Here is a 22286-nt window from a genome sequence, read left to right on the forward strand (position 1 = left end):
CAAGCTTGTCCCCGCTCTTTATCGCTGGACGTTCTTGCGCTCGCGTTTGGCTTGTCGGGCTGCTTTCCGGACCAGCCCTTCGCACGGGGTGTCTTCGGTGCTGAGCGCCATCTCGTCGAGCAACCGAGCAATACAGGGCTGATCGAAAGGTCCCGTGCAGAATTTGCTCCCCACCTGCCGGGATCAGAAACTAGATAGAGCAACCCTGTGTGCCCAACTGAAGGCCGTTACGTTGGACCGGCTGGCTTCGATTAGAGCGCCGACTTCGAGCGGGATGAAGGTTGGCATCCCTCCGGCCTATGTCTGTTTTCCACCCCTTGCGGACTCTGCTCCCTCTGGAGGAGCCTCTAGGCGAAACCGACCGAGGGGGCTAAGCGGCCCATGCCGAGCCCCCCCTCCGACCTCGCCCCCCCCCTGAGGGGAGGAGAGTTCCGCACTCCGCCTTCACCGGCATGCCCGGCGATCAGGCCCTTGAACAGCGCCCGGAAGCCGGCGATCGCCCTCGGGTGGACGCAACGTGGCTATTCAACTTCGGCAATCTCTCCGGGCGACTAGTCTCAACAGGACCAGGCAGGATTGAGCAGCGGGTACGGTTAAGCAATTGTTAACGATTTAAGCAAGATGAAATATACATTGATGTAACTGGAATTACTTCTGCGGTAATTTTATGCATGCAGGAAATTTTGAAATCATTATCAACTCGCCGATGAGTTGATACGCCAAAATGGCAAGCTTCGAGATTTCCGAAACCCTTGCGAACATTGTTATTTGTGCTTATGGTAAATTCCGTCAACGGGTGAATGCCCGTTCACTACAGGGGGGAGGCTTCCATGAAGACCTCGTCGCCATCGGGTTCGCCTGCGAGCTCGAGCGGAATAGGTGTGTCGGTTGTCGCGCCAGACGGACGGTGGCGCCGCCTTCGCGTCCCCGGCGCCGCGGCGGCGGCGATCGCCGGACTGGCGATGTCCGCGACGGCCGGTCCGGTCCAGGCCACCGACCTGCACTACACCATGATGTCCCCCAGCTTCGGCGGGACCAACTCCATCGGCCTGCAGATGGCCCAGTTCGACCGCAGCCTGCAGGCCGCGCGCGCGGCGGCGGCGGCGGCGGCGGCCAAGGCGGCGATCCCGCCCGACCCCAACGCCCCGTTCGTCAACGCCATCGTCTCGCAGCTGAACGGCCTGGTCGCCCAGTCGATCGCCCAGAAGATCGCCAATTCCGCGCCAGGCACCGCCGGCTCGGTGCATTCGGGCAATGTCACCATCACCTACACCAACTCGGACGGGCAGCTGAGCATCACCATCACCAGCCCGACCGGCTCCACCACCTTGACCGTGCCCTCGGGAGGCTGAGGCATGCGGACGCGGCGGACCGTCTGGGCGAGGCTCGGCGTCGCCGGTGTTCTGGCCCTGTCGGGGTGCTCGACGCGACCGACCCTGGTCAAGCCCCCCACCGTCGTGGCGCGACAGGAGATCCCCCTGCCGCCCCCGCCGCCCCGCGCCCTGACCGTCGGGGTCTATAGCTGCATCGACACCTCGGGCCAGCGGCGGCCCACCCAGCTGCCGCAGGAGCTGAGCACGGCGGTGCCGATGGACTGCACCCCGTACCTGATCGACGCCGTGCGGTCGCTGCGGCCCGGCTATGTCTATCTGGTCGAGCGCCAGCACGTCGACGAGCTGCTGCGCGAACGCCAGCTGGCCACCCTGGCGCTCAACAGCCTGACCGAACCCGCCGCCGCGACAGGCGGCGGAAGCGGAGGGTCTGAGCCGGGCGCGGCCCGCAAGCTCTACACCCTGCGCGTCGCCGAGATCCTGCTGGTCGGCCAGGTGGTCGCCTATGACCGCTCGACCCGCGAGGCCAAGGCCGGGGCCGCCGTCGGCGCGGTCGGCGCCAGCGGCACTTATGTCACCGATCTCGTCACCTTCAGCCTGCGGGCGGTGGCCGTGCAGACCGGCGAGGTGCTGGGCCAGACCACGGTGACCAAGTCGGTCAACTCCCTGGCCGTCGGCGGTCACATCACCAAGATCTACAGCACCTCGGTGCTCGACCTCGAACTCGGCGGCTCCGCCAACGAACCGGTGGGCCTGGCCCTCGGCTCGGCCGTGCGCAGCGCGCTCACCCAACTCATCGACCAGGGCATCCACGATGGCTGGTGGTCATGACGGCAGTCCAGGCAGAGGGCTGCCCCGGGCGATCTGGCCGATCGCGCGGCGGATCTGCTTAACGATAGGGAGGACACGACCATGGCGAGGCTTTTCGATAGACGATCACGGTTCCTGACGACCACCGCCCTGACGGCGGCGCTGATGCTGACCAGCGGCGCGGCCCTGGCGGCCAACACCCTGAAGATCAACGCCAGCGGGGCGGGCAATTCCGTCAACAGCCTGGCCATCACCCAGGACGCCTCCAACCCCAGCAACGTCATCAGCGCCAATGGCCTGCCCGGCGGCACGGCCCTGCTGATCCACGGCCCCTGGGCCTCGGTCAGCATCAACCAGCAAGGCGCCGGCAACGTCCTGAAGGGCGCCTTCACCGACGTCACGACGGGCGGCAGCCTGACGCTGAACTACGGCTCGGCCGGCGCCGGCGGCAACAACACCCACTCGCTGACCATCGGCGCCACGACGCCGCCGGTGGCCCCGACGGTGACGGTCAATGTGGTCAACACCGCGCCGGGGACCACGGCCAACACCATCACCGACGTCCTGGACGGAACCGCCCTGACCTACAGCCTGACGGTCAACGGCACCAACAACGCCATCACCAACACCGTGGCGTCGACGGGCGGAAGCAACAGCCTGACCGAAACCTTCACCGGCGACGGCAACACCGTCGTCAACACCCTGGCGGCGTCGGGGGTCATCTCGGTGACCGAGGACGTCACCGGCTCGAACAACACCATCACCAACACCTATTCGGGCGCGACGACGATCACCGGCTCGATCACCCTGCTGTCCGACAACAACACCGTGACCAACACGTCCAGCGGGGCGGGCGACAAGACCTTCTCGGTGAACCTGCCGGCCGCCAACGGCAACACGATCAGCAACGCCTTCACCGGAAGCGGCGTCCAGACCGCGAACCTCACCGTCACCGGCACGGGCTCCAAGGTCGACTACGGCCTGACCTCCAGCGCCGCCTCGGTGGCCAATGTCACCCTGTCGAACGTCGTCGGGGCGGCGACGGGGGCGGGCAAGGTGCGGGTGACGCAGACGGGCGGCGGGGCCACCTCGCTGTCGCTGACCGTCGATGGCGGGGCCTTCACCCTGGGCAGCTCGCTGTCGGGCGGGGCCGGCATCCTGATCAGCCAGACCAGCGCCGACGCGATCATGGACATCAGCACGACGCCCGGGGCCAACGGCTACACGATCAGTCTCAGCCAGTAGTCGGGCCGATCCATGCGGGATCGGAGACAAGGCGGTCGATGTCCGGTTCGGGCGTCGACCGGTCGGGGATCGGGTCGGGGCCTGGCCACCGCGGCGATGCTGCTGGTCATCGCCGTGGCCCCTTTCCCCGCCCGGGCCGCCACCCTGGCGGTGTGCCGGCAGATGGACAGCGCCAGCCCGTCGACCAACGCGCTGCCCATCCCCGCCGGCTCGCTGTTTCGCGACACCGGCCGGATCGACGATCCCTTGGCCGCCTTCACCGGCGACCGGTGGCAGTTGCGCCTGGAAACCACCGTCGCCGCCACCATCCCGCCGCTACGCGAATGCGTGCTGGTCTGGGTGCGGATCACCAGCGACTCTTCGGTCAAGTCGGTGTCGTTGGCCGACAATCGCAACTTCGTCTACGCCGGCAACAGCAACCTGCTCGACGCCACCCCGCCCTCGGAGGAACTGCTGACCCTGGTCGGCCGCGTGCTGGACCAGGTGCCCTGAGCCCGGCGCAAGGCGGACCGACGGCCAGGGTCGCGATGGCGCGCCTCAGGCCTTCTTGACGAACTCGGTGCGCAGGACCAGGCCCTTGACCTTGTCGACATTGGCCTCGATCTCGTCCGGGTCGCCGGTCAGGCGGATCTTCTTGACCACCGTGCCGCGCTTGAGCGTCACGCCGCCCGAACCCTTGACCTTGAGATCCTTGATCAGGGTGACGGTGTCGCCGTCGGCCAGGATGGCGCCGTTGGAGTCGCGGGTTTCTTCGGACATGGAAGCCTCTTTCGGATCGGGCGCCCTATCGGCAAACCCACACACTTAGTGCGGGCTTTCCTAAGCATTTCCCAGCCTGGGTCAACGTGGCGGCTAGGTCTTCTTCCGTCCCCCATCTCGTTTTCCAAGCGGATGTTTGGTCTGGACGACGTGGGCCAGGTGCTCGCCAGCCACGTGGGTGTAGATCTGGGTCGTGGCGATGTCGGCATGGCCCAGCAGGGTCTGGATGACGCGCAGGTCCGCGCCGCCCTCCAGCAGGTGGGTGGCGAAGGCGTGGCGCAGGACGTGCGGGCTGACCTTGTCGCGGTCGATGCCGGCGGCGATGGCGGCGTCCTCCAGCAGCTGCGACACCCGGCGCGCGGTCAGCCGGCCCGTCGCGCCGCGCGAGGGGAACAGCCACGGGCTTTCCGCCGCCTTGCCCGTGGAGGCCCCCTTGGACGCTTTCGGCAGGAACGTCGGCCGCTCGGCCAGATAGGCCTTCACCGCCGCGCGGGCCGCGTCGTTCAGCGGGGCCAGCCGCTCCTTGCCGCCCTTGCCCTTGACGATCAGATAGGCCGGGTCGCGGGCCAGGGCCGTCAGCGGCAGGGCCAGGAGCTCGGAGATCCGCAGGCCCGAGGCGTAGATCAGCTCGATGATGCAGGTCAGGCGCAGGCCCTGGGCCCCGTCCTTGCGGATGGCCGCCGCCAGCAGGCGTTCGATCTCCTCGCGCTCCAGCACCTTGGGCAGCGGGCGGCCGGCCTTGGGGGCGGCGACGCGGCGGGACGGGTCGTCCTGGCGCCAGCCCTCGCCCAGCACGAAGCGGTAGAACTGGCGCACCGACGAGCGGCGGCGGGCGGCGGTGGCCGGTGACAGACCCCTCGCGCCCAGATCCTGAAAATAGGCCTCGACCGTCTCGGCCCCGGCGTCGTCCAGATCCTGGCCCGAGCGGGCGAGGAAGGCGCGGGCGTCCTCCAGGTCCTTGCCATAGGCGGTCAGGGTGTTGCGGGCCGCCGCGCGCTCGACGGCCATCATCTCCAGGAAGGCGTCGACCCAGCCGGCCCCCTTCGTGCTCATTTCGTGAAGGCCAGGCCCAGGATCCCCTCGACGACGATAGCGCGGGCGTCGGCGTCCAGGCCGGCGCGATGCAGGGCGCGCGCGATGCGGGCGCGGTCGACGGGGATCGGGCCGGTCGCGCCGGCGTCGATCGCGATCGACAGGGCCAGAAGGCCCGCCTCGCCCTTGCGCTTGGCGGTCCCGGCGTCCTCCAGGACGGTCAGCCGCGCGGGCGAGGCCACGGGCTTGCCCAGGTCGAAGGCGGCGAACTGGGCGCGGGCCTCGGCGCCCAGGCTGCCGCCCAGGCTGGCCAGCAGCGCCGCGGCGGCCTGGGCCTTGCCGCCGCCCGAGACGCCCCGGCCGATCAGGTTGTCCAGCACCTGGTTGTCGACTTTTCCGGAAGCCGCGGCGATCAGGGCGTCGAGAATCGCCAGGTCGGCGGCGGTGGCGCCGGGGATGCTGTCCTGCACGAGACGGCCGCGAATGGCCTGGGCGCTGGCGACGTCGCCGGCCGCCAGGGCCGCGCGGGCCATCAGCACCGGATCGCGCAGCGGCGCGCCGGCGGCGGCCAGGGCGGCGATCGAGGCGGACGAGGCGCGCGAGGCCTCGACGAAGGCGGGCAGCGTCTTGGCCTGGCGCAGGAAGGCCAGGTCCGAGGTCTCCTGCGCCGTCAGGTCCGCGCCGGGCGCCACGCCCGACAGGTCGCCGCCCGTCTTGAGCACGGGCTTGAGGGCCGGCGAGGCCGAGGCGATCGCGGCGGCCGACTGGACGTCCAGGTTCAGGCGGCGCGACAGGGCGTAGTTGACGCCGGTCTTCAGATTGGCCGCGCCCGGCGTCGCCGTTCCGGCCAGGGCCGCGCCCATCAATCGCGCGTAGTCGGCGTCCCCGCCACCCTTCGGCGTCTGTTGCTGGGCCAGCTGGAAGGTCAGCTGGGCGGCGTCCTTCTGGCCCGCCTTCAGCTGGCAGAAGGCCCGCAGGCGCAGCCAGTAGGCGCCGCCACGATCGACGGTCAGGGCGTCCTGCGTCCGGCAGGCCTTGTCGTCGTCGCCGGCGATCAGGGCCGCCTCGGCCGTGGCCATCGACAGCGCGGCGCTGCCCGGCGCGCCTGTCGCGCGGTCGAGGATGGCGTTGGCGCCCTTGGCCTCGCCCAGGGCGATCAGGGCCAGGGCTCGCTGGGCGCCCATCTCGACGTCGTCGCCCACTCCGGCCGGGCCGTTGGCCCCGGTCGACAGCAGCCGCCGCGCCAGATCGGCGAAGGCCGGCGACAGGGGCTTGGGCCCGGAGAGCTTGGGCAGCACGTCGCGCATGATGTCGGGCGCGGCGTCCTTCCACAGGTCGCCCGGCAGGCCGGTGTCGCCGATCGGGCCGGAGAAGTAGTCGGGGGCGGCCAGGCTCTTGACCTTGACCTCTTCCTGGGCCGCCACGGGAGCAACGGCGACCAGGGCCAGCGACAGCGCCAGGGCGCTTCGAGAACGCATCGAGATGACCATGGACCGGTTATGACGCATCACGGAGTTCTCGCAAACTTGGCGGCTGGAGCCTGTCCGTTTCAAATGGAATCATTTGAAACGGATAAACAGGCTCCAATTCAGACATTTCAGAGCGTGACAGTCGCCGAAACCGGCTTCCACTTTCGGCTGTCACGCTCTAGGCCAAGCCTCGTGTAAACCCGCGACCGCATCATGACCGAGCCCGACCAAAACCTGGAAACCGCTGCGCCGTCTAAGGCGGACGACCTCGCCCCGCTGCGCGAGAAGACGATCGTGCTGGTCGGTCTGATGGGCGTGGGCAAGTCCAGCGTCGGGCGGCGGCTGGCGGGCGTGCTGGGCCTGCCGTTCCGCGACGCCGACCACGAGGTCGAGGCGGCCGCCGGCCGGTCGATCTCGGAGATCTTCGCCGAACTGGGCGAGGCCGCCTTCCGCGACGGCGAGCGCCGCGTCATCGGCCGCCTGCTGGACGAGCCGCCGCACGTGCTAGCCACCGGCGGCGGCGCCTTCGTCAATCCCGAGACCCGGGCCCTGATCAACCAGAAGGCCGTGTCGGTCTGGCTGAAGGCCGATGTCGAGCTCCTGGCTCGCCGCGTCTCGCGCAAGGACAACCGGCCGCTGGTCAAGGGCAAGGACCCGGTCGAGGTGTTGACCCAGCTGGCCCAGGTCCGCAATCCCGCCTACGCCGAGGCGCAGGTCCATGTTCAGACCGGCGACACGCCGCACATGGTGGCGGTCGACGCCATCCTGGCGGCCCTGCGCCAAAGTCGCGCTTAAGGAGTTCGCCCGATGATCCGCACCGTTTCCGTGGGCCTTGGCGAGCGCGCCTACGACGTCGTCATCGGTCCGGGCCTGATCGACAGGGCCGGCGAGCGGATCGCTCCGGTGCTGGGCAAGCGCAAGCGCGTGGCCATCGTCACCGATTCGAACGTCGGCGAGCATCACGGCGAGCGCCTGGCCGTCTCGCTGGAAAAGGCCGGGGTCGCCGTCGACGTGATCACCATCCCGCCCGGCGAGGAGAGCAAGAGCTTCGAGGGCCTCTCCGACCTGTCCGACCGCCTGCTGGCCCTGGGGCTGGAGCGCGGCGACCAGATCGTGGCCTTCGGCGGCGGCGTGGTCGGCGACCTGGCCGGCTTCGCGGCGGCGATCTACAAGCGCGGCATCGACTTCGTGCAGGTGCCGACCACCCTGCTGGCCCAGGTCGACAGCTCGGTCGGCGGCAAGACGGCCATCGACACCCCGCGCGGCAAGAACCTGATCGGCGCCTTCCACCAGCCGCGCCTGGTCCTGGCCGACCTGGACGTGCTGTGCACCCTGCCCGCCCGCGAGCTGGCCTGCGGCTATGCCGAGATCATCAAGTACGGCCTGCTCGGCGACTTCGCCTTCTTCGAGTGGCTGGAGAAGAACGTCCACGCGGTGCTGGAGCGCGACGTCGACGCCCTGGTCCGCGCCGTGGGCCGCAGCGTCGAGATGAAGGCCGAGATCGTCGAGGAAGACGAGAAGGAGGCCGGCCGCCGCGCCCTGCTGAACCTGGGCCACACCTTCGGCCACGCGATCGAGGCCGAGATGGGCTTCGGCGACGCCCTCAAGCACGGCGAGGCCGTCGGCGTCGGCATGGCCCAGGCGTTCCGCTTCTCGGCCAAGCAGGGCCTGTGCCCCAGCCAGGACGCCGTCCGCGCCACCGCCGCGATCAAGGCCGCCGGCCTGCCGACGACCCTTGCCGAAGTTCGCCCCGAGCCGTTCAAGGCCGACGCCCTGGTCGCCCACTGCGGCCAGGACAAGAAGGCCGAGGGCGGCAAGCTGACCTTCGTCCTGGTCCGCGGCATCGGCGACGCCTTCGTCGCCAAGGACGTCGACCGCGCGGCGCTGAAGGCGTTCCTGGTCGAAGAGGGCGCGGTTTAATTAGCTTCCTTCTCCCCTTGCGGGAGAAGGTGTCGGCGAAGCAGACGGATGAGGGGTCGATAGCCCTCCCCGCCCGCACCCAGCCTATCCGCCGTCGCGGCGGATGCCGTTTTCAACCCCTCACCCGACCCGCTTCGCGGGCCACCCTCTCCCGCAAGGGGAGAGGGAGACTATTTCCGCCCCTTCAGCGCCAACGCCACGCCCGCCGCCAGGAAGTAGAACGCCCCGAAGGCCGCATAGGGCGCGATCTCCACGGCCCAAGGCGGATGGCCGCCGCCGCTGATCGAGCGGACGATCATGAAGACGCCGGCCAGCGTCGATTGGGCGCCGCTCAGCACCATCGGCCATTGGGCGCCCACGGCGCGCCAACGACGAACCCCGGCGATCAGCTGCAGCAGGCCCGCGAAGCCGGCCCACACGCCGAACACGGTCAGCACGCGCGGCGGCGCGGTCTGCAGCGCCAGCAGCACCGCGCCGGCGACCACCAGGCTGATCACCAGATTGAAGGTCTGTGGCGGGTTTGCCGCGAAGCCGCCGTTGGCGCGGGCGTCCAGCGCGTTGGCCAGGGCGTCCCAGGCCGGATAGGCGACCAGCAGCAGGCCCGAGGCCAGCGGATTACCCGCGCCCACCGCGATCGCGGCCAGGATCCAGGCCACGGACACGCCGGCCCGCAGGAAGTAGTAGCGCTTGAGCGCATTGGCGTCGTCGGAATGGACGGGGGCGTGGGCCATGGCGGCCTCCCTGAAGCGTGGCTGCGAATTACATGCCAAGACATTATATGTCGTGGCATGTGAATGCCTCTAGCCGCGCGCCGGCGGCGAGTCCAGCCGATATTTGTCACGACATATATTTCCGAGGTAGGAAACGCCCGCACCAGGAGCCTTCGCCGTGTCCCAACGCCTTCCCACGCTCGACGAGCAGCTCTGCTTCTCGCTCTACGGGGCCAGCCTGGCGATCAACCGCGCCTACAAGCCGTTGCTGGACGCACTGGAGATCACCTATCCGCAGTATCTGGTGCTGAGCGCCCTGTGGGAGAGCGACGGTCTCAGCGTCGGGGCGATCGCCGAACGGCTGGGTCTGGACTCCAGCAACGTCACGCCGCTGGTCAAGCGGATGGAGGGCGCGGGCCTGATCACGCGCGTCCGCAACCCGGCCGACGAGCGGCAGGTGGTCGTCAGCCTGACCGCCCACGGCCGCGACCTGCAGGTCCGCAGCGCCTGCCTGGGCCAGACCCTGTTCACCGCGGCCGGCATGAGCGTCGATCGCCTGGTCCAGCTGAACAAGGACGTCCAGGCGTTCCGAGACTCGGTCGCGCGCTTTGTCAGCGACGCGGCCGAGGCCTAGAGGATAGCGCCATGCTCACCGCCCTGCTCGGCCTCGCGCCCATCGTCGTCGCCCTCCTGACCGTTTCGGCGCTGTTCTCGGCGGCCGAGACGTCGATGACCGGCGCCAGCCGGGCGCGGATGCACCAGCTGGAGCGCGAGGGCGACACGCCCGCCCGGCGCGTCAACAAGCTGCTGAGCGACCAGGAGACGATGATCGGGGCGGTGCTGCTGGGCAACAACCTGATCAACATCCTGGCCTCGGCCCTGGCGACCCAGGTGCTGACCACCCTGATCCCCGGCCCCTGGGGCGTGGCCGTGGCGACGGCGGCGATGACGGTGCTGGTCCTGGTCTTCGCCGAGGTGCTGCCCAAGACGGTGGCCATCGTCCGCTCGGACGACGTGGCCCGCGCCCTGTCCGGTCCCACCCTGCTGGTCGTGCGCGTGTTCGGGCCGATCATCTACGCCATCCAGTGGATCGTCCGCCGCACCCTGCGGCTGTTCGGGGTCAAGCTGGACATGGCCGTCGACGTGCTGGCCGCACACGAGGAGATCCGCGGCGCGGTCGACTACCACCACTCCGAAGGCCTGGTCGAAAGCGGCGACCGGCGGATGCTGGGCGGGGTGCTGGACCTGTCGGACATGGACGTCTCGGAGATCATGGTCCACCGCAAGTCGATGGTCCTGCTGGACGCCGGCCTGCCCGCCCGCGAGCTGGTGCGGGAGGTGCTGGAGGCCCAGCACACCCGCGTGCCGCTCTATCGCGACGAGCCCGACAACATCGTTGGCGTGCTGCACGCCCGCGACCTGCTCAAGGCCCTGGCGGAGTCGCCGACCGGGGTCGAAGGCCTGGACATCGCCGCCATCCTGCGCGAGCCGTGGTTCATCCCCGACACCACCAACCTCAAGGACCAGTTGAACGCTTTCCTCAAGCGCAAGAGCCACTTCGCGCTGGTCGTCGACGAGTACGGCGCCCTGCAGGGCCTGGTGACGCTGGAGGACATTCTGGAGGAGATCGTCGGCGAGATCGACGACGAGCACGACACCAGCCTGGACGGCGTGCGCCGCCAGGCGGACGGCTCGGTCAATGTCGACGGCCACGTCACCGTGCGCGACCTGAACCGGGCCATGGACTGGCGCCTGCCCGAGGGCGAAGCCGTGACGATCGCCGGCCTGGTGATCCACGAGGCCCAGATGATTCCCGAGCCGGGCCAGACCTTCATCTTCCATCGCCACCGATTCCAAGTGTTCCGTAGGCAGAGGAACCAGATCACCGCGCTGCGGATCAGCGCGCCGCTGGACGACGGCAACGAACCCTAAACACCTCCACGGTGAAGTTTACGGAACCGGACGGGAAACGGCGCGTTTAGCGTCATTACCGGCCAGGGGCGGTCCGGTGTTAAGGGGGCGGTTTTGGCCAGTGTCATGGCTGAGAGCAGGGTTCGTGACGGTGATGAGCCGAGCGCGAACGCGCGCTTGGCCGAACTGGAACGCGCGCTGGCCGACGAGGTTCGCAAGTCCGAGACCCTGGCGCGGGTGACCGAGGCGATCGCCTCCAGCACCGATATCGACACCTGCGTACAGGCGGTGATCGATGGCGCCCGCGAGATCAGCGGCGCCGCCTTCGGGGCCTTCTTCTACAATCGGGTCGAGGCGGACGGGGAATCCTACGCGCTGTTTCGCCTGTCGGGCGCCGCGCCCGAGGCGTTCGCCGGCTTTCCCAAGGTGCGCAAGACCGAGCTGTTCGCCCCGACCTTCGAAAACACGGGCGTGGTGCGCTCGGACGACATCACCCTGGACCCGCGCTATGGCCGCAACGCGCCGCGCCGGGGCATGCCCGAGCATCACCTGCCCGTCCGCAGCTACCTGGCCATCCCGGTCGCCACGCGACAGGGCGAGGTGCTGGGCGGCCTGTTCTTCGGCGATCCCGAGATCGGCCGGTTCTCGGCCCGCGACGAGACCCTGCTGGTGGGCCTGGGCGCCCAGGTCGCCGCCACCATCGAGTCGATCAAGCTGAACGCCAGCGCCCTGGCCGAGTTGGGTCATCGCCGCAAGACCGAGGAGCGCCTGAAGTTCGCCCTCGATTCCGGGCGCATGGGCTCGTGGGACCTGGACGTGGCGACCAAGGCCTACGAGGCCTCGGACCTCTGCAAGCTCAACTACGGCCGCCGCGCGGACGAGACCTTCACCTTCGCCGACCTGATCGCCACCATTCATCCCGAAGACCGCCCGCGCATCCTGGCGGCGATCGAGGCCGCGATCCGCGACGGGGCCGACTACGACGTCGAATATCGCGTGGTGCATCCGAACGGCGAACTGCGCTGGCTGCACGCCCGCGGCCGCGCGGCCCAGACCGCCGACGACGGCGGCGTGCGGCGCCTGGCCGGGGTCTCGCTGGACATCACCGAGCGCAAGCGCGCCGAGGAACGCCAGAAGCTGCTGGTCAACGAACTGAATCACAGGGTGAAGAACAGCCTGGCGACCGTGCAGTCGATCGCCGCCCAGACCCTGCGCTCCAACGCCTCGCCCGAATTCTTCCGCGAGGCCTTCGAGACCCGCCTGATCGCCCTGTCCCAGACCCACGACCTCTTGACCCGCGAGAGCTGGGCCGGCGCCAGCCTGCGCGAGGTGTTCGACGTCGAGCTGCACGCCATGGCCGGCGAGGACCGCGTGGGCTTCGCCTATGACGCCGACGTGCGCCTCAACCCGAAGGCCGCCGTGGCCCTGGGCATGGGCATCCACGAACTGGCGACCAACGCGGCCAAGTACGGGGCCCTTTCGGGTCCCGACGGCCGCGTGGCCGTGGACTGGTCCATAGAGGACGGCGTGCTGCGCCTGACCTGGACCGAAAGCGGCGGCCCACCCGTCACCCCACCGGCCCGTCGCGGCTTCGGCGCCCGCCTTCTGGAGCGCGGCCTCGCGGCCGAGCTATCCGGCGGGGTCGAGCTGACCTATGATGCGACGGGACTCGTCTGCCAAATGGCGTTGCCCCTGCGCGCGCTGGAGCCCTGACACATGACTACACTCTCGTCCCTGAAGGTCCTGGTCGTCGAAGACGAGGCGTTGGTCTCGATGCTCGTCGAGGACATGTTGACCGACCTTGGCTGCGCGATCGTCGGCCCGGCGGCAGAGATCGAGGAAGCCTTGCGCCTGGCGAACTCGGCCGACATCGACGCCGCCCTGCTGGACGTCAATCTGGGCGGCCGACCGATCTTCCCCGTCGCCGACGCCCTGAAGGCGCGCGGCGTGCCGTTCGCCTTCGCCAGCGGCTATGGCGAGGCGGGCCTGACCGAGGACCATCGTGGAGCGACGGTGCTGCAAAAGCCCTTCCGCGAGGCCGATCTGCGCCGCGTGCTCGAGGGCTTGGTCGGCCAGACGGCCTGAGTTTGCGCATTATGTGGGCGACGGGCGTCTGAATTACAGGCGCCGCGCGGCGACCCCGACGAACGCCGCCTCTCGGGGCGGCCACATTCCGGTGCGTAAATCCGGCCTTTTGAGACCCAAAAGCCGGCACATTGGCGCGACGCCGGTATTCCACGCGCAAGTTTCATCCCCCAAACCCCCTCCGATGAGTGGGGGTTGGCGCATTCTGGCGATCAAAACATTCCAAAATTGACGGAAGACCGTCGTTTTTGTGACTTTTCGGTAACGAATGGCGACCCGCGTCGCCCAATTCCGCCACAATCGCTTCTAGAGCGCGCGAAAGCCGATAACGTCGCCATTGAGGAATGGCCCTCTTTTGCCCCCGGCGCGCGCCGCTCACGCGTCCCGGGAGCCCGTATCTTTGAGGACGACTAAAATATGGCGTTGAAACACAAGCTGCTCCTGGCGACGACGATGCTGGGTGGGCTGACGGTGTTCGCACCTTCCGCGACCCTGGCGCAGAGCGCACCGGCCGCCGCGGACAACAGCTCCGTCGAGGAAATCGTGGTCACCGGTTCGCGCATCCGTCGCGACACCTTCAACGCCCCGGTGGCGATGTCGGTGATCAGCGGTGAGCAGATCCGCGACTCGGGCAACACGTCGATCGCCGAGACCCTGCTCGACGTGCCGATGATCAACGCCAACACCAACGCGCAGAACTCGTCCAGCTCGCTGTACCTGGCCGGCCAGGCCCGCGCCGACATCCGCGGCCTGGGCGCCGCGCGCACCCTGGTCCTGATGGACGGCCGCCGCATCGTCTTCTCGGACGCCTCCTCGCCCGCCGTCGACCTGAACCTGATCCCGTCGATGATGGTCGAGCGCATCGAGACCGTCGCGGGCGGCGCCTCGGCCGTTTATGGCTCGGAAGCCATCGCCGGCGTCGTCAACGTGCTGATGAAGAAGAAGTACGACGGCATCGAACTGGACGCTCAGTTCGGGACCTCGCAGGAAGGTGACGGCCGTGAGCGCCGCATCTCGTTCCTGGCCGGTCACGCCTTCATGGACGGCCGCCTGAACGTGCTCGCCGGCGGCGAAGTCTCGCACTCCGACCCCGTCTTCCAAAGGGATCGCGACTGGGCGTTCCCGGGCATCCGCCGCAACACCGTGGCCAACCCGCAGACCATCATCGGCGCCAGCCGCTCGAACACCGCCCCGACGGCGACGTTCCAGCTGCTGGGCGGCGGGGTCGGCGCGGCGCGCGCCGTGACCCTCGACTACCGCGACCCGACCAAGGTCGTGCGCCTGAGCGCTCCGTGCTCGACCCCGACGGTGCAGCCGACCTGTCAGGACGAGTCGCTGATCTACAGCGGCATCTACAACGCGCTGCAGGGCGAGAGCGACCGCAAGACGTTCCGCACCTACCTCGACTACGAAATCAACGACAACGTGAAGGCGTTCCTGGACGTCAGCTACGCCAAGGTGAAGGGCCACGGCTACTTCCAGCCGCCGTTCTCGTCGGCGGCCGGCGGCGGCACCATGCCCGTCACCCTGAAGGGCGATAACGCCTATCTGGCCGGTACGGACGCCACGGCGACCGCCCTGCGCAACGAGTGGCTGGCCGCGGGCAAGGCCCTGACCTCGGCTGCAACCGCCCAGGTCGGCAAGTTCTGGACCGAGTTCGGCGGCCGTGACGTGCTCACCGACCGCGACACCACCCGCATCGTCGCCGGCATGGAAGGCAAGTTCAACCTCCTGGACCGCAACGTCCACTGGGACTGGTACGGCCAATACGGCGAAACCGGCGGCAAGACGACCTCGATTAACGTTCCGAACGTGGCGCGCGTCCAGCAAGCCACCGACGCGGTCCTGCTGAACGGCCAGATCGTCTGCCGCAGCGCCGACGCCCGCGCCGCCGGCTGCCAGCCCTGGGACCTGATCCATGGGGCCTCGGCCGCCGCCGTCGCCTGGACCAACGCCCAGTCGACCACCGACCAGAAGGTCAAGCAGACGGTCCTGTCGGGCAACCTGTCGACCGACCTGTTCAACCTGCCGGCCGGTCCGGTGGGCGTGGCCGCCGGCCTGGAATACCGCAAGGAAGAGAGCAGCTTCGAACAGGACGCCCTGGGCGCCTCGGGCGCGCTGTTCTTCAACGCCATCGGCAAGCGCGCCGGCAAGTACGACGTGCGTGAAGCGTACGGCGAAATCCGCGTTCCGCTGCTGAAGGACATGATCCTGGCCGACGACCTGTCGCTGGAGTTCGCCGGCCGCGCCGCCGACTATTCGACGATCGGTCACACCAAGCAGTACGAAATGCGCGCGCTGTGGGCCCCGGTCCGCGACATCCGCTTCCGCGCCAGCCAGGGTAGCGCCGTTCGCGCGCCGAACATCGTCGAGCTGTACTCGCCGCAAAGCGTGAACTTCACGACGGCCGCGGTCGACCCCTGCGACAAGGACTCCTACGCCGGCGCCTCGGCCACGCAGAAGGCCGCTCGTAACGCCACCTGCGCCGCCGCCATCCCGGGCTGGAACTCGGCGACCTTCGTGTCGAACATCGGCACGGGCCGTCCGTCGCTGCAGCTGACCCAGGGCGGCAACCCGCAACTGGGCCCGGAAACGGCCAAGACCTACCAGCTGGGCGTCGTCGTCCAGCCGCGTTGGATCCCGCGCCTGTCGGTGTCGCTGGACTTCTTCAAGTACAACATCTCGGATCAGGTCGGCACGATCCCGATCAACACCCTGTTCCAGCAGCTGTGCTATGACTCGACCCAGGCCTACGCCAGCAACCCGTTCTGCGCCCTGATCGTCCGCGATCCGACCGGCACCACCGGCGGCGCCGTGGTCGGCGGCGTGAAAACGGTCAGCCTGACCAACCAGAACGTGGCCAAGGTCAAGGTCGAGGGCTGGGATGCGTCGGCCGAATACGGCTTCAACACCGAAGACGTGTTCAAGCGCGACCTGGGTTCGCTGGCGTTCCGCGTCGACGCGACCTGGATGTACCGCTGGGCTCTGCAAGGCCTGCCGGGCCAAGCCTATACCCAACAGGCGAACAACATCTCGAACGCCACGCCCGAGTGGAAGGCCCAGGGTTCGGTGCAGTGGACTTACAACAAGTTCTCGGCCGCCTGGACCACGCACTACATCGGCTCGATGGCTTCGACGAACGCCTTCTCGTCGACCCAGCTGGACCCGTACTACACGGGCGACTACTGGAGCCACGACGTGCGCGCCAAGTACGAGATCGACGACAAGCTGCAGATCCGCGGCGGCATCCAGAATGTCACCAACGAGACGCCGCCCTACCTGCCGGAAACCATTCAGGGCACGGGCACGGGTTCGTCGAGCTACGACAACCGCGGCCGCTACTACTATGTCGGCGTGACCATGCGTTACTAAGACCGGCGCTTCCGCCGGGCCTTCGGGCCTGGCGGGACACCGTCGAAAACGGAAAAGGGGACGCCTCGGCGTCCCCTTTTTTGTTGTCCCCTTCCTATTGGGGTGCTCAGTCCAGGTCGCGAGGCCCGAAGGACTGGGGCAGCAGGGACCAGAAGGCGACCCGCTCGGTCGGCGCTCCGCCCTGCACCGAGACGATCTCGCAGGTCTGGCCGGCGAACTCGGCGATGCGCTGGCGACAGCCGCCGCAGGGCTGGACGACGGCGTCGGTGCCGGCGGCGATCAGCACCTTGGCGATGCTCCGCGCGCCGCCGGCCGTGATCATCGCCCCGATCGCCGTCTGCTCGGCGCAGGTGCCGACCGGATAGGCGGCGTTCTCGACATTGACGCCGTAGTGGACGCGGCCCTCGTCGTCGATCACCGCCGCGGCCACCGTGAACTTCGAATAGCGCGCATACGATCGCGACAGCAGGTCGGGCAGAGCCCGGGCGGCTTCAAGTTCGATAGCGGTCGGATCGGTGACGGCGGCGCTCATGGGATTCCCAGCCTCCCGGCGGGATCGCGCCGGGGAGAGAGGCAATCAGTCGCGGCCCCGCCACGCAAGCGAAAAAGTAAGCGCCGCCTTACGTTTCCCCCGGCGCCGTGGCAACGATGGAAAGGGCGTGAATCGGGCCGGCCAACTCGTCGGCCAGCACCGTCATGACCAAGCGCTGGCGCATCACCCGGGCCTTGCCGGCAAAGGCCTCGGCCTCGATGCGCAGATTGAAGTGGCTCTCGCCCGAACCGCTGTGGCCGGCATGGCCGTGGTGACGGTCGCTATCGTCGACCAACTCCAGGCGAGTCGGCGAAAAAGCCTCGGTCAACTTGCGGCGAACGGTGTCGGCGACGGCGCCCATGATGCGACTCTTGCTTGTCAATCCTTGAACGGAAATAGCGCGAGACTACTCTAGACGCCATGAACCGGCCGTTCGAGTACCGTCCCAAATTCACCGACATCCGGGTCCGGCCGCCCAAGAAGGGCGAGGACGACCCGGTGAACGACGTCCTGGGCCTCAAGCCCGGCGAAAAGCGCTGCGATCATCCCGACTGTCGTCTGGCGGGATCGACCAAGGCGCCGAAGTCGCGCGACCTGCCGAACCAGCACTACTGGTTCTGTCAGCAGCACGCGGCCGAATACAACAAGAACTGGAACTTCTACGCCGGCATGAGCGAGGCGCAGATTCGCGCCGCCCAGGAAACCGAGCGGATGACTGGCGGCCGGCCGACCTGGAGCTTCAAGGCCGACGCCAATTCGCGCGAGGCCGCCGCCGCGGCCGCTCGCGACGCCCGCGCCTTCGCCGACCCGTTCGGCATTTTCCGCGCCCAGCAGCGTCGCGCCGAATCACAGCGCTCGGCCGCCGAGCGCAGCCTAGGCAAGCTGGAGCGCCAGGCCCTGGCCGACCTGGACCTGGAAGCCGGCGCCGACAGCGCGGCGATCAAGGCCAAGTACAAGGAGCTGCTCAAGCGCTGCCACCCCGACGCCAATGGCGGCGACCGCAGCGCCGAGCACAAGCTGCAGCGGGTCATCAAGGCCTACAAGCAGCTGCAGAAGGCGGGAATGGTGAAGTCCTGAGGCGGGCGGGCTGAGCGGATCGACATCGAGCAACCAGCGCGATTCCGACCTCACTCCCCGTCTCCCCGGAGAAGGCCGGGGCCCAGTTTCATCCAGAGAGGTTGGGGCTCACGCGCCTTTTCGCCTCGTTGCTCCATCGAACGCCCTAGGTTCGATCTGGGCCCCGGCTTTCGCCGGGGAGAGCGGTTTTCGGTGAATGCCGAACCGGCCTAGCCGTCCTGAATATCGAACCGGGCCACCTTGCCGTCGCGCAGGTGGAAGACATGCCCGACCGTCTTGTCCTTCAGCCCATGCGCCTGGCCCTGAATCGGCTGGCCCTCGAGGTCGCGGATCGTCTGGATCACCTCGGCGACCACCGCCCCGTCCGCGTCGCGATGAAAGCCCACCGGTTCGACATGCGGGCTGATCAGGCTCCACTGGCGCGTCCAGTAGGCGCGGACGGCCTCGTGGCCGTGGACGTGCCCGCCGTCCATGCCGTTGGCCCAGGCGACGTCGTCGCTCAGCTGGCGCAGCACGCCATCAATGTCGCGCGCGTTGAAGCGCTCATAGAGGCCTTCGATCACTCTGGTCTCGTCATCCATGGGGCGCTCCGGGCCTGAAGGGTGTTGCTCGATCCGATTTACATATGCACATATGTATCTCGACGAGGATCGACGCAAGGGTTCGGCTGCGATGGAACTGGATGTGCTCTCGACGCCGGGACATCTGATCAGCCTGGCGGCGCGCGGCTTCGCCCGGCTGAGCGAGGCGCGGCTGAAACCGCTGGGCTTCGGCGTCGGCCACCTGCCCGTGCTGGTCGCGCTGCGGGACGGTCAGGCCAGCAACCAGCGCGACCTGGCCCGCTTCGCCCGCACCGAACAGCCGCCGATGGCCCAGATGCTGGCCCGCATGGAACGCGACGGCCTGATCGCGCGCGCCCCCGACCCCGCTGATGGACGCAGCAGCCGCATCACCTTAACCGAGACGGCCCAGGCCCGCCTGCCGGACGCGATCGCCACCCTGCTGCGCGGCAACCAGGAAGCATTGCACGGCTTCACCGACGCGGAGGCCGGGCAACTGGTCGACCTGCTGACCCGCCTGATCGCCAACCTGGACCAGGTCGCCAGCGCCGAGGCCTGAGGCGCCCCTTGTCGCGTCGCGGCCGCACGCATATAAAACATATACGAAACGTATATGCCGGAGCGCGCCCGTGGGGATCGTCAATATCGAGGATGAGCTGCACGAGCAGCTGCGCCGGGCCAGCAAGGCCTCGTACCGCTCGATCAACGCCCAGGCCGCGTTCTGGATCAGGATCGGCATGCTGGGCGAGTTGAACCCGGGCCTGACCTTCCAGGACCTGGTGGCCCGCGAACTGAAGGCGGCGGGCGTCGACGCTCCCGAGCCGGCGGCCGCGCCGCCGCTGAAGACCGTGGCATGACCGTCGAGCACGAGGACCAGCTGGAGAAGCTGCGCGTCGTCGGCGCCCTGGTGGCCCGCACCCTGGCGGCGATGGGCGCGGCGCTGGAGCCGGGCATGACCACCAAGGAGCTGGACGACATCGGCCGCGCCCTGCTGGAGAAGGACGGCGCCCGCTCGGCCCCGGAGCTGACCTACAATTTCCCCGGCGCGACCTGCATCTCGGTCGGTCCCGACTGCGCGCACGGCATCCCCGGCGACACGGTGGTCAAGGCCGGCGACCTGATCAATATCGACGTCTCGGCCGAGCTGGACGGCTATTTCGGCGACACCGGCGCCAGCTTCGCGGTGCCGCCGGTGACCAAGCGCGTCGAGCGCCTGTGCCGCGACGGCCGTCGGGCGATGTGGGCGGGCATCCGGGCCGTGAAGCCCGGCGCGCGCCTCAACGAGGTCGGCCGTTCCATCGAGGCCTTCGCCCAGAAGAACGGCTACAGCCTGGTCCGCAACCTGGCCAGCCACGGGGTCGGCCTTTCGCTGCACGACGAGCCGCGCGAGATCGCCACCTGGAACGAGCCGCGCGACCGCCGGCTGATCCCCGAGGGCCTGGTCTTCACCATCGAGCCGTTCCTGTCGCTGGGCGCCGACTGGGTCGATGAGCTGGACGACGGCTGGACCCTGCGCCCGCCGCGCGGCCAGCCCACGGTGCAGTACGAACACACCCTGGTCGCCACTCGCAACGGCCCGCTGGTTCTGACCCTGGCCTAGCGCCGTTGCGCCAGGCGGCGATATACTCCCGATCCAGTCTCCACCCTTGCGAAATGCGGAAGGCCGGATGGATCGGATCGAAGCGATGCGCGTGTTCGTCGCCGCGCTGGACGAAGGCAGCCTGGCCGGGGCCGCGCGGCGGCTGAACCGCTCGCCGGCCGCCGTCAGCCGGGCCATCGCCTTCCTGGAGGACCATGTCGGGGTCGAGCTCCTGCATCGCACCACCCGCACCCTGCGGCTCAGCGAGGCGGGCGGACGCTACGCCCCGGCCTGCCGCCGCATCCTGACCGACCTGGAGGAAGCCGACCTCGCCGCCCTGGGCGAGCGCTCGGCGCCGCGCGGGACTCTGACCATTTCGGCCCCGCCGATCAGCGGCGAGGACATCCTGCGTCCCGTCGTCGACGCCTATCTGCGGGCCTATCCCGCCGTGTCGGTGAACCTGCTGCTGCTGGACCGTCCCGCCAACCTGGTCGAGGAAGGCATCGATATCGCCCTGCGCGTCGGCCAGTTGCCGGACTCCTCGCTGATCGCCACGCGGGTCGGCGGCGACGTGCGGCGCGTCGTCGTCGCCTCGCCCCGCTATTTGGAGACGCACCCGCGCATCGCGGAGCCCGGCGACCTGGCTCAGCACCAGATCGTCACCACCACCCACTTCGGCCACGACACCTGGGTGTTTCCGCCGGCCCCGGGCGCGACGATCGCCCGGTCTGCGCATTTCAAGCCGCGCCTGGTGGTCAACAGCGTGCGCGCCGCCCTGGCCTCGGCGGTCGAGGGCCTGGGGGTGACGCGGCTCTACGCCTATCACGTCGCCGCCCGCGTCCTGGACGGATCCTTGCGGGTGGTGCTGCGCGACGCCGAGCCGCCGTCGATGCCGGTGCATCTGATAACGCCGCAGGGCCGGACCTCGGCCCCGAAAGTCCGCGCCTTCCTCGACTTCGCCGCGCCTCGGTTGAAGACCGCCTTCGCCAGCCTGGCGGCGGACGCCGAGGTGCTGGCGTCAAGGTGAGGCCATTCCCTCGCTTTTCGGAAGAGTGACCGCCTGACGACGGCCATTCAGTCTCTTTCCGCATGACCCGACATTGACGCTCATCGGTCCCGCAAGGACCTCCGGCCGCGATCACCGCGCCGGGAACGTCATCGAGGCAAGTCATGAGCAACGCACAGAAGGTCGCCATCATCACCGGCGCGTCGCAAGGCATCGGCGCCGAACTGGTCAAGGCCTACCGGGACCGCGACTACCGCGTGGTCGCCACCTCCCGCTCGATCCAGCAGGGGTCCGACCCCGACATCCTGGCCGTCGCCGGCGACATCGGCGACCCGGCCACCGCCGACCGCATCGTCGCCGAGGCCCTGGCCCGGTTCGGCCGGATCGACACCCTGGTCAACAACGCCGGCATCTTCCTGGCCAAGCCGTTCACGACCTATACGGCCGACGACTTCGCGGCCAAGGTCTCGACCAATCTGGCCGGCTTCTTCCACATCACCCAGCGCGCCACCGCCCAGATGCTGAAGCAGGGCGCGGGCCATATCGTCAGCATCACCACCAGCCTGACCGACCACGCCCTCGGCGACGTTCCCTCGGTGCTGGCCAGCCTGACCAAGGGCGGGATCAATTCGGCGACCAAGTCGCTGGCCATCGAGCTGGCCGACAAGGGCGTGCGGGTCAACGCGGTCTCGCCGGGGGTGATCCGCACGCCGATGCACGCGCCCGAGACCCACGCCTTCCTGGCCGCCCTGCACCCGGTCAACCGCCTGGGCGAGATCCGCGACGTCGTCGACGCCGTGCTCTATCTGGAAAGCGCCGGCTTCGTGACGGGCGAGATCCTGCACGTCGACGGCGGCCAAAGCGCCGGTCACTAAGGGAGCGCCTCCA

The 22286-nt window shown here is 68.8% G+C and carries 24 protein-coding genes; 17 read left to right on the forward strand and 7 right to left on the reverse strand.

All coding sequences use genetic code 11. The features are described 5' to 3' along the window. Positions 1-830 precede the first annotated feature (830 nt). The 4 genes from MZV50_RS21055 to MZV50_RS21070 all read left to right on the forward strand — a co-directional run bounded on the left by MZV50_RS21055 (position 831) and on the right by MZV50_RS21070 (position 3878). Positions 831-1352: a curli assembly protein CsgF gene (locus MZV50_RS21055; protein ID WP_289781882.1), complete on the forward strand. Its 522-nt coding sequence runs from the start codon at positions 831-833 to the stop codon at positions 1350-1352. Between the two features lie 3 nt (positions 1353-1355). Next, positions 1356-2162, forward strand: a complete 807-nt coding sequence (locus MZV50_RS21060) for a CsgG/HfaB family protein (RefSeq protein ID WP_252631252.1) — start codon at positions 1356-1358, stop codon at positions 2160-2162. An 81-nt stretch (positions 2163-2243) separates the two neighbouring features. After that, entirely contained in the window at positions 2244-3386 is a 1143-nt protein-coding gene (locus MZV50_RS21065; RefSeq protein ID WP_252631254.1) for a beta strand repeat-containing protein, read from the forward strand. A 96-nt stretch (positions 3387-3482) separates the two neighbouring features. Next, positions 3483-3878: a hypothetical protein gene (locus tag MZV50_RS21070; protein WP_252631255.1), complete on the forward strand. Its 396-nt coding sequence runs from the start codon at positions 3483-3485 to the stop codon at positions 3876-3878. A 45-nt stretch (positions 3879-3923) separates the two neighbouring features. Here the strand turns inward: MZV50_RS21070 and MZV50_RS21075 are convergent, their stop codons facing one another. The 3 genes from MZV50_RS21075 to MZV50_RS21085 all read right to left on the reverse strand — a co-directional run bounded on the left by MZV50_RS21075 (position 3924) and on the right by MZV50_RS21085 (position 6685). Next, positions 3924-4145, reverse strand: coding sequence for an alkylphosphonate utilization protein (locus tag MZV50_RS21075; RefSeq protein ID WP_252631256.1), 222 nt, complete (start codon positions 4143-4145; stop codon positions 3924-3926). 93 nt (positions 4146-4238) lie between these two features. Next, on the reverse strand, positions 4239-5198 hold the full coding sequence (locus tag MZV50_RS21080) for a site-specific tyrosine recombinase XerD (RefSeq protein WP_252631257.1): 960 nt from the start codon (positions 5196-5198) through the stop codon (positions 4239-4241). Then, positions 5195-6685: a hypothetical protein gene (locus MZV50_RS21085; protein ID WP_252631258.1), complete on the reverse strand. Its 1491-nt coding sequence runs from the start codon at positions 6683-6685 to the stop codon at positions 5195-5197. Before MZV50_RS21085 ends, MZV50_RS21080 begins: the two co-directional genes overlap by 4 nt. 174 nt (positions 6686-6859) lie before the next feature. On the opposite strand from MZV50_RS21085, the gene MZV50_RS21090 reads away from it, so the two are divergent. Further along, a complete protein-coding gene (locus MZV50_RS21090; protein ID WP_252631259.1) occupies positions 6860-7441 on the forward strand; it encodes a shikimate kinase in 582 nt (193 codons plus the stop codon). A 12-nt stretch (positions 7442-7453) separates the two neighbouring features. Continuing rightward, positions 7454-8566: a 3-dehydroquinate synthase gene (aroB, locus tag MZV50_RS21095; RefSeq protein ID WP_252631261.1), complete on the forward strand. Its 1113-nt coding sequence runs from the start codon at positions 7454-7456 to the stop codon at positions 8564-8566. A 170-nt stretch (positions 8567-8736) separates the two neighbouring features. On the opposite strand, the gene MZV50_RS21100 is transcribed toward aroB, so the two are convergent. Further along, positions 8737-9297, reverse strand: coding sequence for a DUF308 domain-containing protein (locus MZV50_RS21100; protein WP_252631262.1), 561 nt, complete (start codon positions 9295-9297; stop codon positions 8737-8739). Between the two features lie 157 nt (positions 9298-9454). Here MZV50_RS21100 and MZV50_RS21105 point away from each other — a divergent pair, with 157 nt between their 5' ends. The 5 genes from MZV50_RS21105 to MZV50_RS21125 all read left to right on the forward strand — a co-directional run bounded on the left by MZV50_RS21105 (position 9455) and on the right by MZV50_RS21125 (position 16644). Beyond that, positions 9455-9910 (forward strand): MarR family winged helix-turn-helix transcriptional regulator, encoded by a 456-nt coding sequence (locus MZV50_RS21105; RefSeq protein WP_252631263.1) that lies wholly within the window; start codon positions 9455-9457, stop codon positions 9908-9910. A gap of 11 nt (positions 9911-9921) precedes the next feature. Continuing rightward, positions 9922-11208, forward strand: a complete 1287-nt coding sequence (locus MZV50_RS21110) for an HlyC/CorC family transporter (protein WP_252631264.1) — start codon at positions 9922-9924, stop codon at positions 11206-11208. 156 nt (positions 11209-11364) lie between these two features. After that, positions 11365-12900 (forward strand): sensor histidine kinase, encoded by a 1536-nt coding sequence (locus MZV50_RS21115; protein ID WP_252631265.1) that lies wholly within the window; start codon positions 11365-11367, stop codon positions 12898-12900. A gap of 3 nt (positions 12901-12903) precedes the next feature. Next, a complete protein-coding gene (locus MZV50_RS21120) occupies positions 12904-13272 on the forward strand; it encodes a response regulator (protein ID WP_252631267.1) in 369 nt (122 codons plus the stop codon). Positions 13273-13689: 417 nt separating this feature from the next. Next, complete coding sequence (locus MZV50_RS21125; RefSeq protein ID WP_252631268.1) at positions 13690-16644, forward strand: TonB-dependent receptor plug domain-containing protein; 2955 nt, start codon at positions 13690-13692, stop codon at positions 16642-16644. 106 nt (positions 16645-16750) lie between these two features. Here the strand turns inward: MZV50_RS21125 and cdd are convergent, their stop codons facing one another. Both cdd and MZV50_RS21135 read right to left on the reverse strand, forming a co-directional pair. Next, positions 16751-17176, reverse strand: a complete 426-nt coding sequence (gene cdd, locus MZV50_RS21130) for a cytidine deaminase (protein ID WP_252631269.1) — start codon at positions 17174-17176, stop codon at positions 16751-16753. An 88-nt stretch (positions 17177-17264) separates the two neighbouring features. Continuing rightward, on the reverse strand, positions 17265-17540 hold the full coding sequence (locus MZV50_RS21135; protein WP_252635289.1) for a BolA family protein: 276 nt from the start codon (positions 17538-17540) through the stop codon (positions 17265-17267). Positions 17541-17596: 56 nt separating this feature from the next. Between MZV50_RS21135 and MZV50_RS21140 the strand changes: the two genes are divergently transcribed. Then, positions 17597-18253 (forward strand): J domain-containing protein, encoded by a 657-nt coding sequence (locus tag MZV50_RS21140; RefSeq protein ID WP_252631270.1) that lies wholly within the window; start codon positions 17597-17599, stop codon positions 18251-18253. Between the two features lie 209 nt (positions 18254-18462). Here MZV50_RS21140 and MZV50_RS21145 read toward each other — a convergent pair whose 3' ends face one another. After that, positions 18463-18834: a nuclear transport factor 2 family protein gene (locus MZV50_RS21145; protein ID WP_252631271.1), complete on the reverse strand. Its 372-nt coding sequence runs from the start codon at positions 18832-18834 to the stop codon at positions 18463-18465. A gap of 91 nt (positions 18835-18925) precedes the next feature. On the opposite strand from MZV50_RS21145, the gene MZV50_RS21150 reads away from it, so the two are divergent. The 5 genes from MZV50_RS21150 to MZV50_RS21170 all read left to right on the forward strand — a co-directional run bounded on the left by MZV50_RS21150 (position 18926) and on the right by MZV50_RS21170 (position 22273). Further along, positions 18926-19372: a MarR family winged helix-turn-helix transcriptional regulator gene (locus MZV50_RS21150; protein ID WP_252631272.1), complete on the forward strand. Its 447-nt coding sequence runs from the start codon at positions 18926-18928 to the stop codon at positions 19370-19372. A gap of 70 nt (positions 19373-19442) precedes the next feature. Next, positions 19443-19670, forward strand: a complete 228-nt coding sequence (locus MZV50_RS21155) for a ParD-like family protein (RefSeq protein WP_252631273.1) — start codon at positions 19443-19445, stop codon at positions 19668-19670. After that, positions 19667-20413 carry a type I methionyl aminopeptidase gene (gene map / locus MZV50_RS21160; protein WP_252631275.1) on the forward strand — a complete coding sequence of 249 codons (747 nt, stop codon included), beginning with the start codon at positions 19667-19669 and terminating at the stop codon, positions 20411-20413. The genes MZV50_RS21155 and map overlap by 4 nt, the downstream gene beginning before the upstream one ends. Before the next feature lie 67 nt (positions 20414-20480). Beyond that, on the forward strand, positions 20481-21419 hold the full coding sequence (locus MZV50_RS21165) for a LysR family transcriptional regulator (protein WP_252631276.1): 939 nt from the start codon (positions 20481-20483) through the stop codon (positions 21417-21419). 143 nt (positions 21420-21562) lie between these two features. Next, entirely contained in the window at positions 21563-22273 is a 711-nt protein-coding gene (locus MZV50_RS21170; protein ID WP_252631278.1) for an SDR family NAD(P)-dependent oxidoreductase, read from the forward strand. The last annotated feature ends 13 nt before the right edge of the window (positions 22274-22286 follow it).

The organism is Caulobacter segnis (assembly GCF_023935105.1).
GTDB classification, from domain to species: domain Bacteria; phylum Pseudomonadota; class Alphaproteobacteria; order Caulobacterales; family Caulobacteraceae; genus Caulobacter; species Caulobacter segnis_B.

Bases quoted from the DNA above. Each gene is read 5' to 3' on its own strand.
- MZV50_RS21055 (WP_289781882.1), top strand. From the start codon at position 831: ATGAAGACCTCGTCGCCATCGGGTTCGCCTGCGAGCTCGAGCGGAATA.
- MZV50_RS21060 (WP_252631252.1), top strand. From the start codon at position 1,356: ATGCGGACGCGGCGGACCGTCTGGGCGAGGCTCGGCGTCGCCGGTGTT.
- MZV50_RS21065 (WP_252631254.1), top strand. From the start codon at position 2,244: ATGGCGAGGCTTTTCGATAGACGATCACGGTTCCTGACGACCACCGCC.
- MZV50_RS21070 (WP_252631255.1), top strand. From the start codon at position 3,483: ATGCTGCTGGTCATCGCCGTGGCCCCTTTCCCCGCCCGGGCCGCCACC.
- MZV50_RS21075 (WP_252631256.1), bottom strand. From the start codon at position 4,145: ATGTCCGAAGAAACCCGCGACTCCAACGGCGCCATCCTGGCCGACGGC.
- MZV50_RS21080 (WP_252631257.1), bottom strand. From the start codon at position 5,198: ATGAGCACGAAGGGGGCCGGCTGGGTCGACGCCTTCCTGGAGATGATG.
- MZV50_RS21085 (WP_252631258.1), bottom strand. From the start codon at position 6,685: ATGCGTCATAACCGGTCCATGGTCATCTCGATGCGTTCTCGAAGCGCC.
- MZV50_RS21090 (WP_252631259.1), top strand. From the start codon at position 6,860: ATGACCGAGCCCGACCAAAACCTGGAAACCGCTGCGCCGTCTAAGGCG.
- aroB (WP_252631261.1), top strand. From the start codon at position 7,454: ATGATCCGCACCGTTTCCGTGGGCCTTGGCGAGCGCGCCTACGACGTC.
- MZV50_RS21100 (WP_252631262.1), bottom strand. From the start codon at position 9,297: ATGGCCCACGCCCCCGTCCATTCCGACGACGCCAATGCGCTCAAGCGC.
- MZV50_RS21110 (WP_252631264.1), top strand. From the start codon at position 9,922: ATGCTCACCGCCCTGCTCGGCCTCGCGCCCATCGTCGTCGCCCTCCTG.
- MZV50_RS21120 (WP_252631267.1), top strand. From the start codon at position 12,904: ATGACTACACTCTCGTCCCTGAAGGTCCTGGTCGTCGAAGACGAGGCG.
- MZV50_RS21125 (WP_252631268.1), top strand. From the start codon at position 13,690: ATGGCGTTGAAACACAAGCTGCTCCTGGCGACGACGATGCTGGGTGGG.
- cdd (WP_252631269.1), bottom strand. From the start codon at position 17,176: ATGAGCGCCGCCGTCACCGATCCGACCGCTATCGAACTTGAAGCCGCC.
- MZV50_RS21140 (WP_252631270.1), top strand. From the start codon at position 17,597: ATGAACCGGCCGTTCGAGTACCGTCCCAAATTCACCGACATCCGGGTC.
- MZV50_RS21145 (WP_252631271.1), bottom strand. From the start codon at position 18,834: ATGGATGACGAGACCAGAGTGATCGAAGGCCTCTATGAGCGCTTCAAC.
- MZV50_RS21150 (WP_252631272.1), top strand. From the start codon at position 18,926: ATGGAACTGGATGTGCTCTCGACGCCGGGACATCTGATCAGCCTGGCG.
- map (WP_252631275.1), top strand. From the start codon at position 19,667: ATGACCGTCGAGCACGAGGACCAGCTGGAGAAGCTGCGCGTCGTCGGC.
- MZV50_RS21165 (WP_252631276.1), top strand. From the start codon at position 20,481: ATGGATCGGATCGAAGCGATGCGCGTGTTCGTCGCCGCGCTGGACGAA.
- MZV50_RS21170 (WP_252631278.1), top strand. From the start codon at position 21,563: ATGAGCAACGCACAGAAGGTCGCCATCATCACCGGCGCGTCGCAAGGC.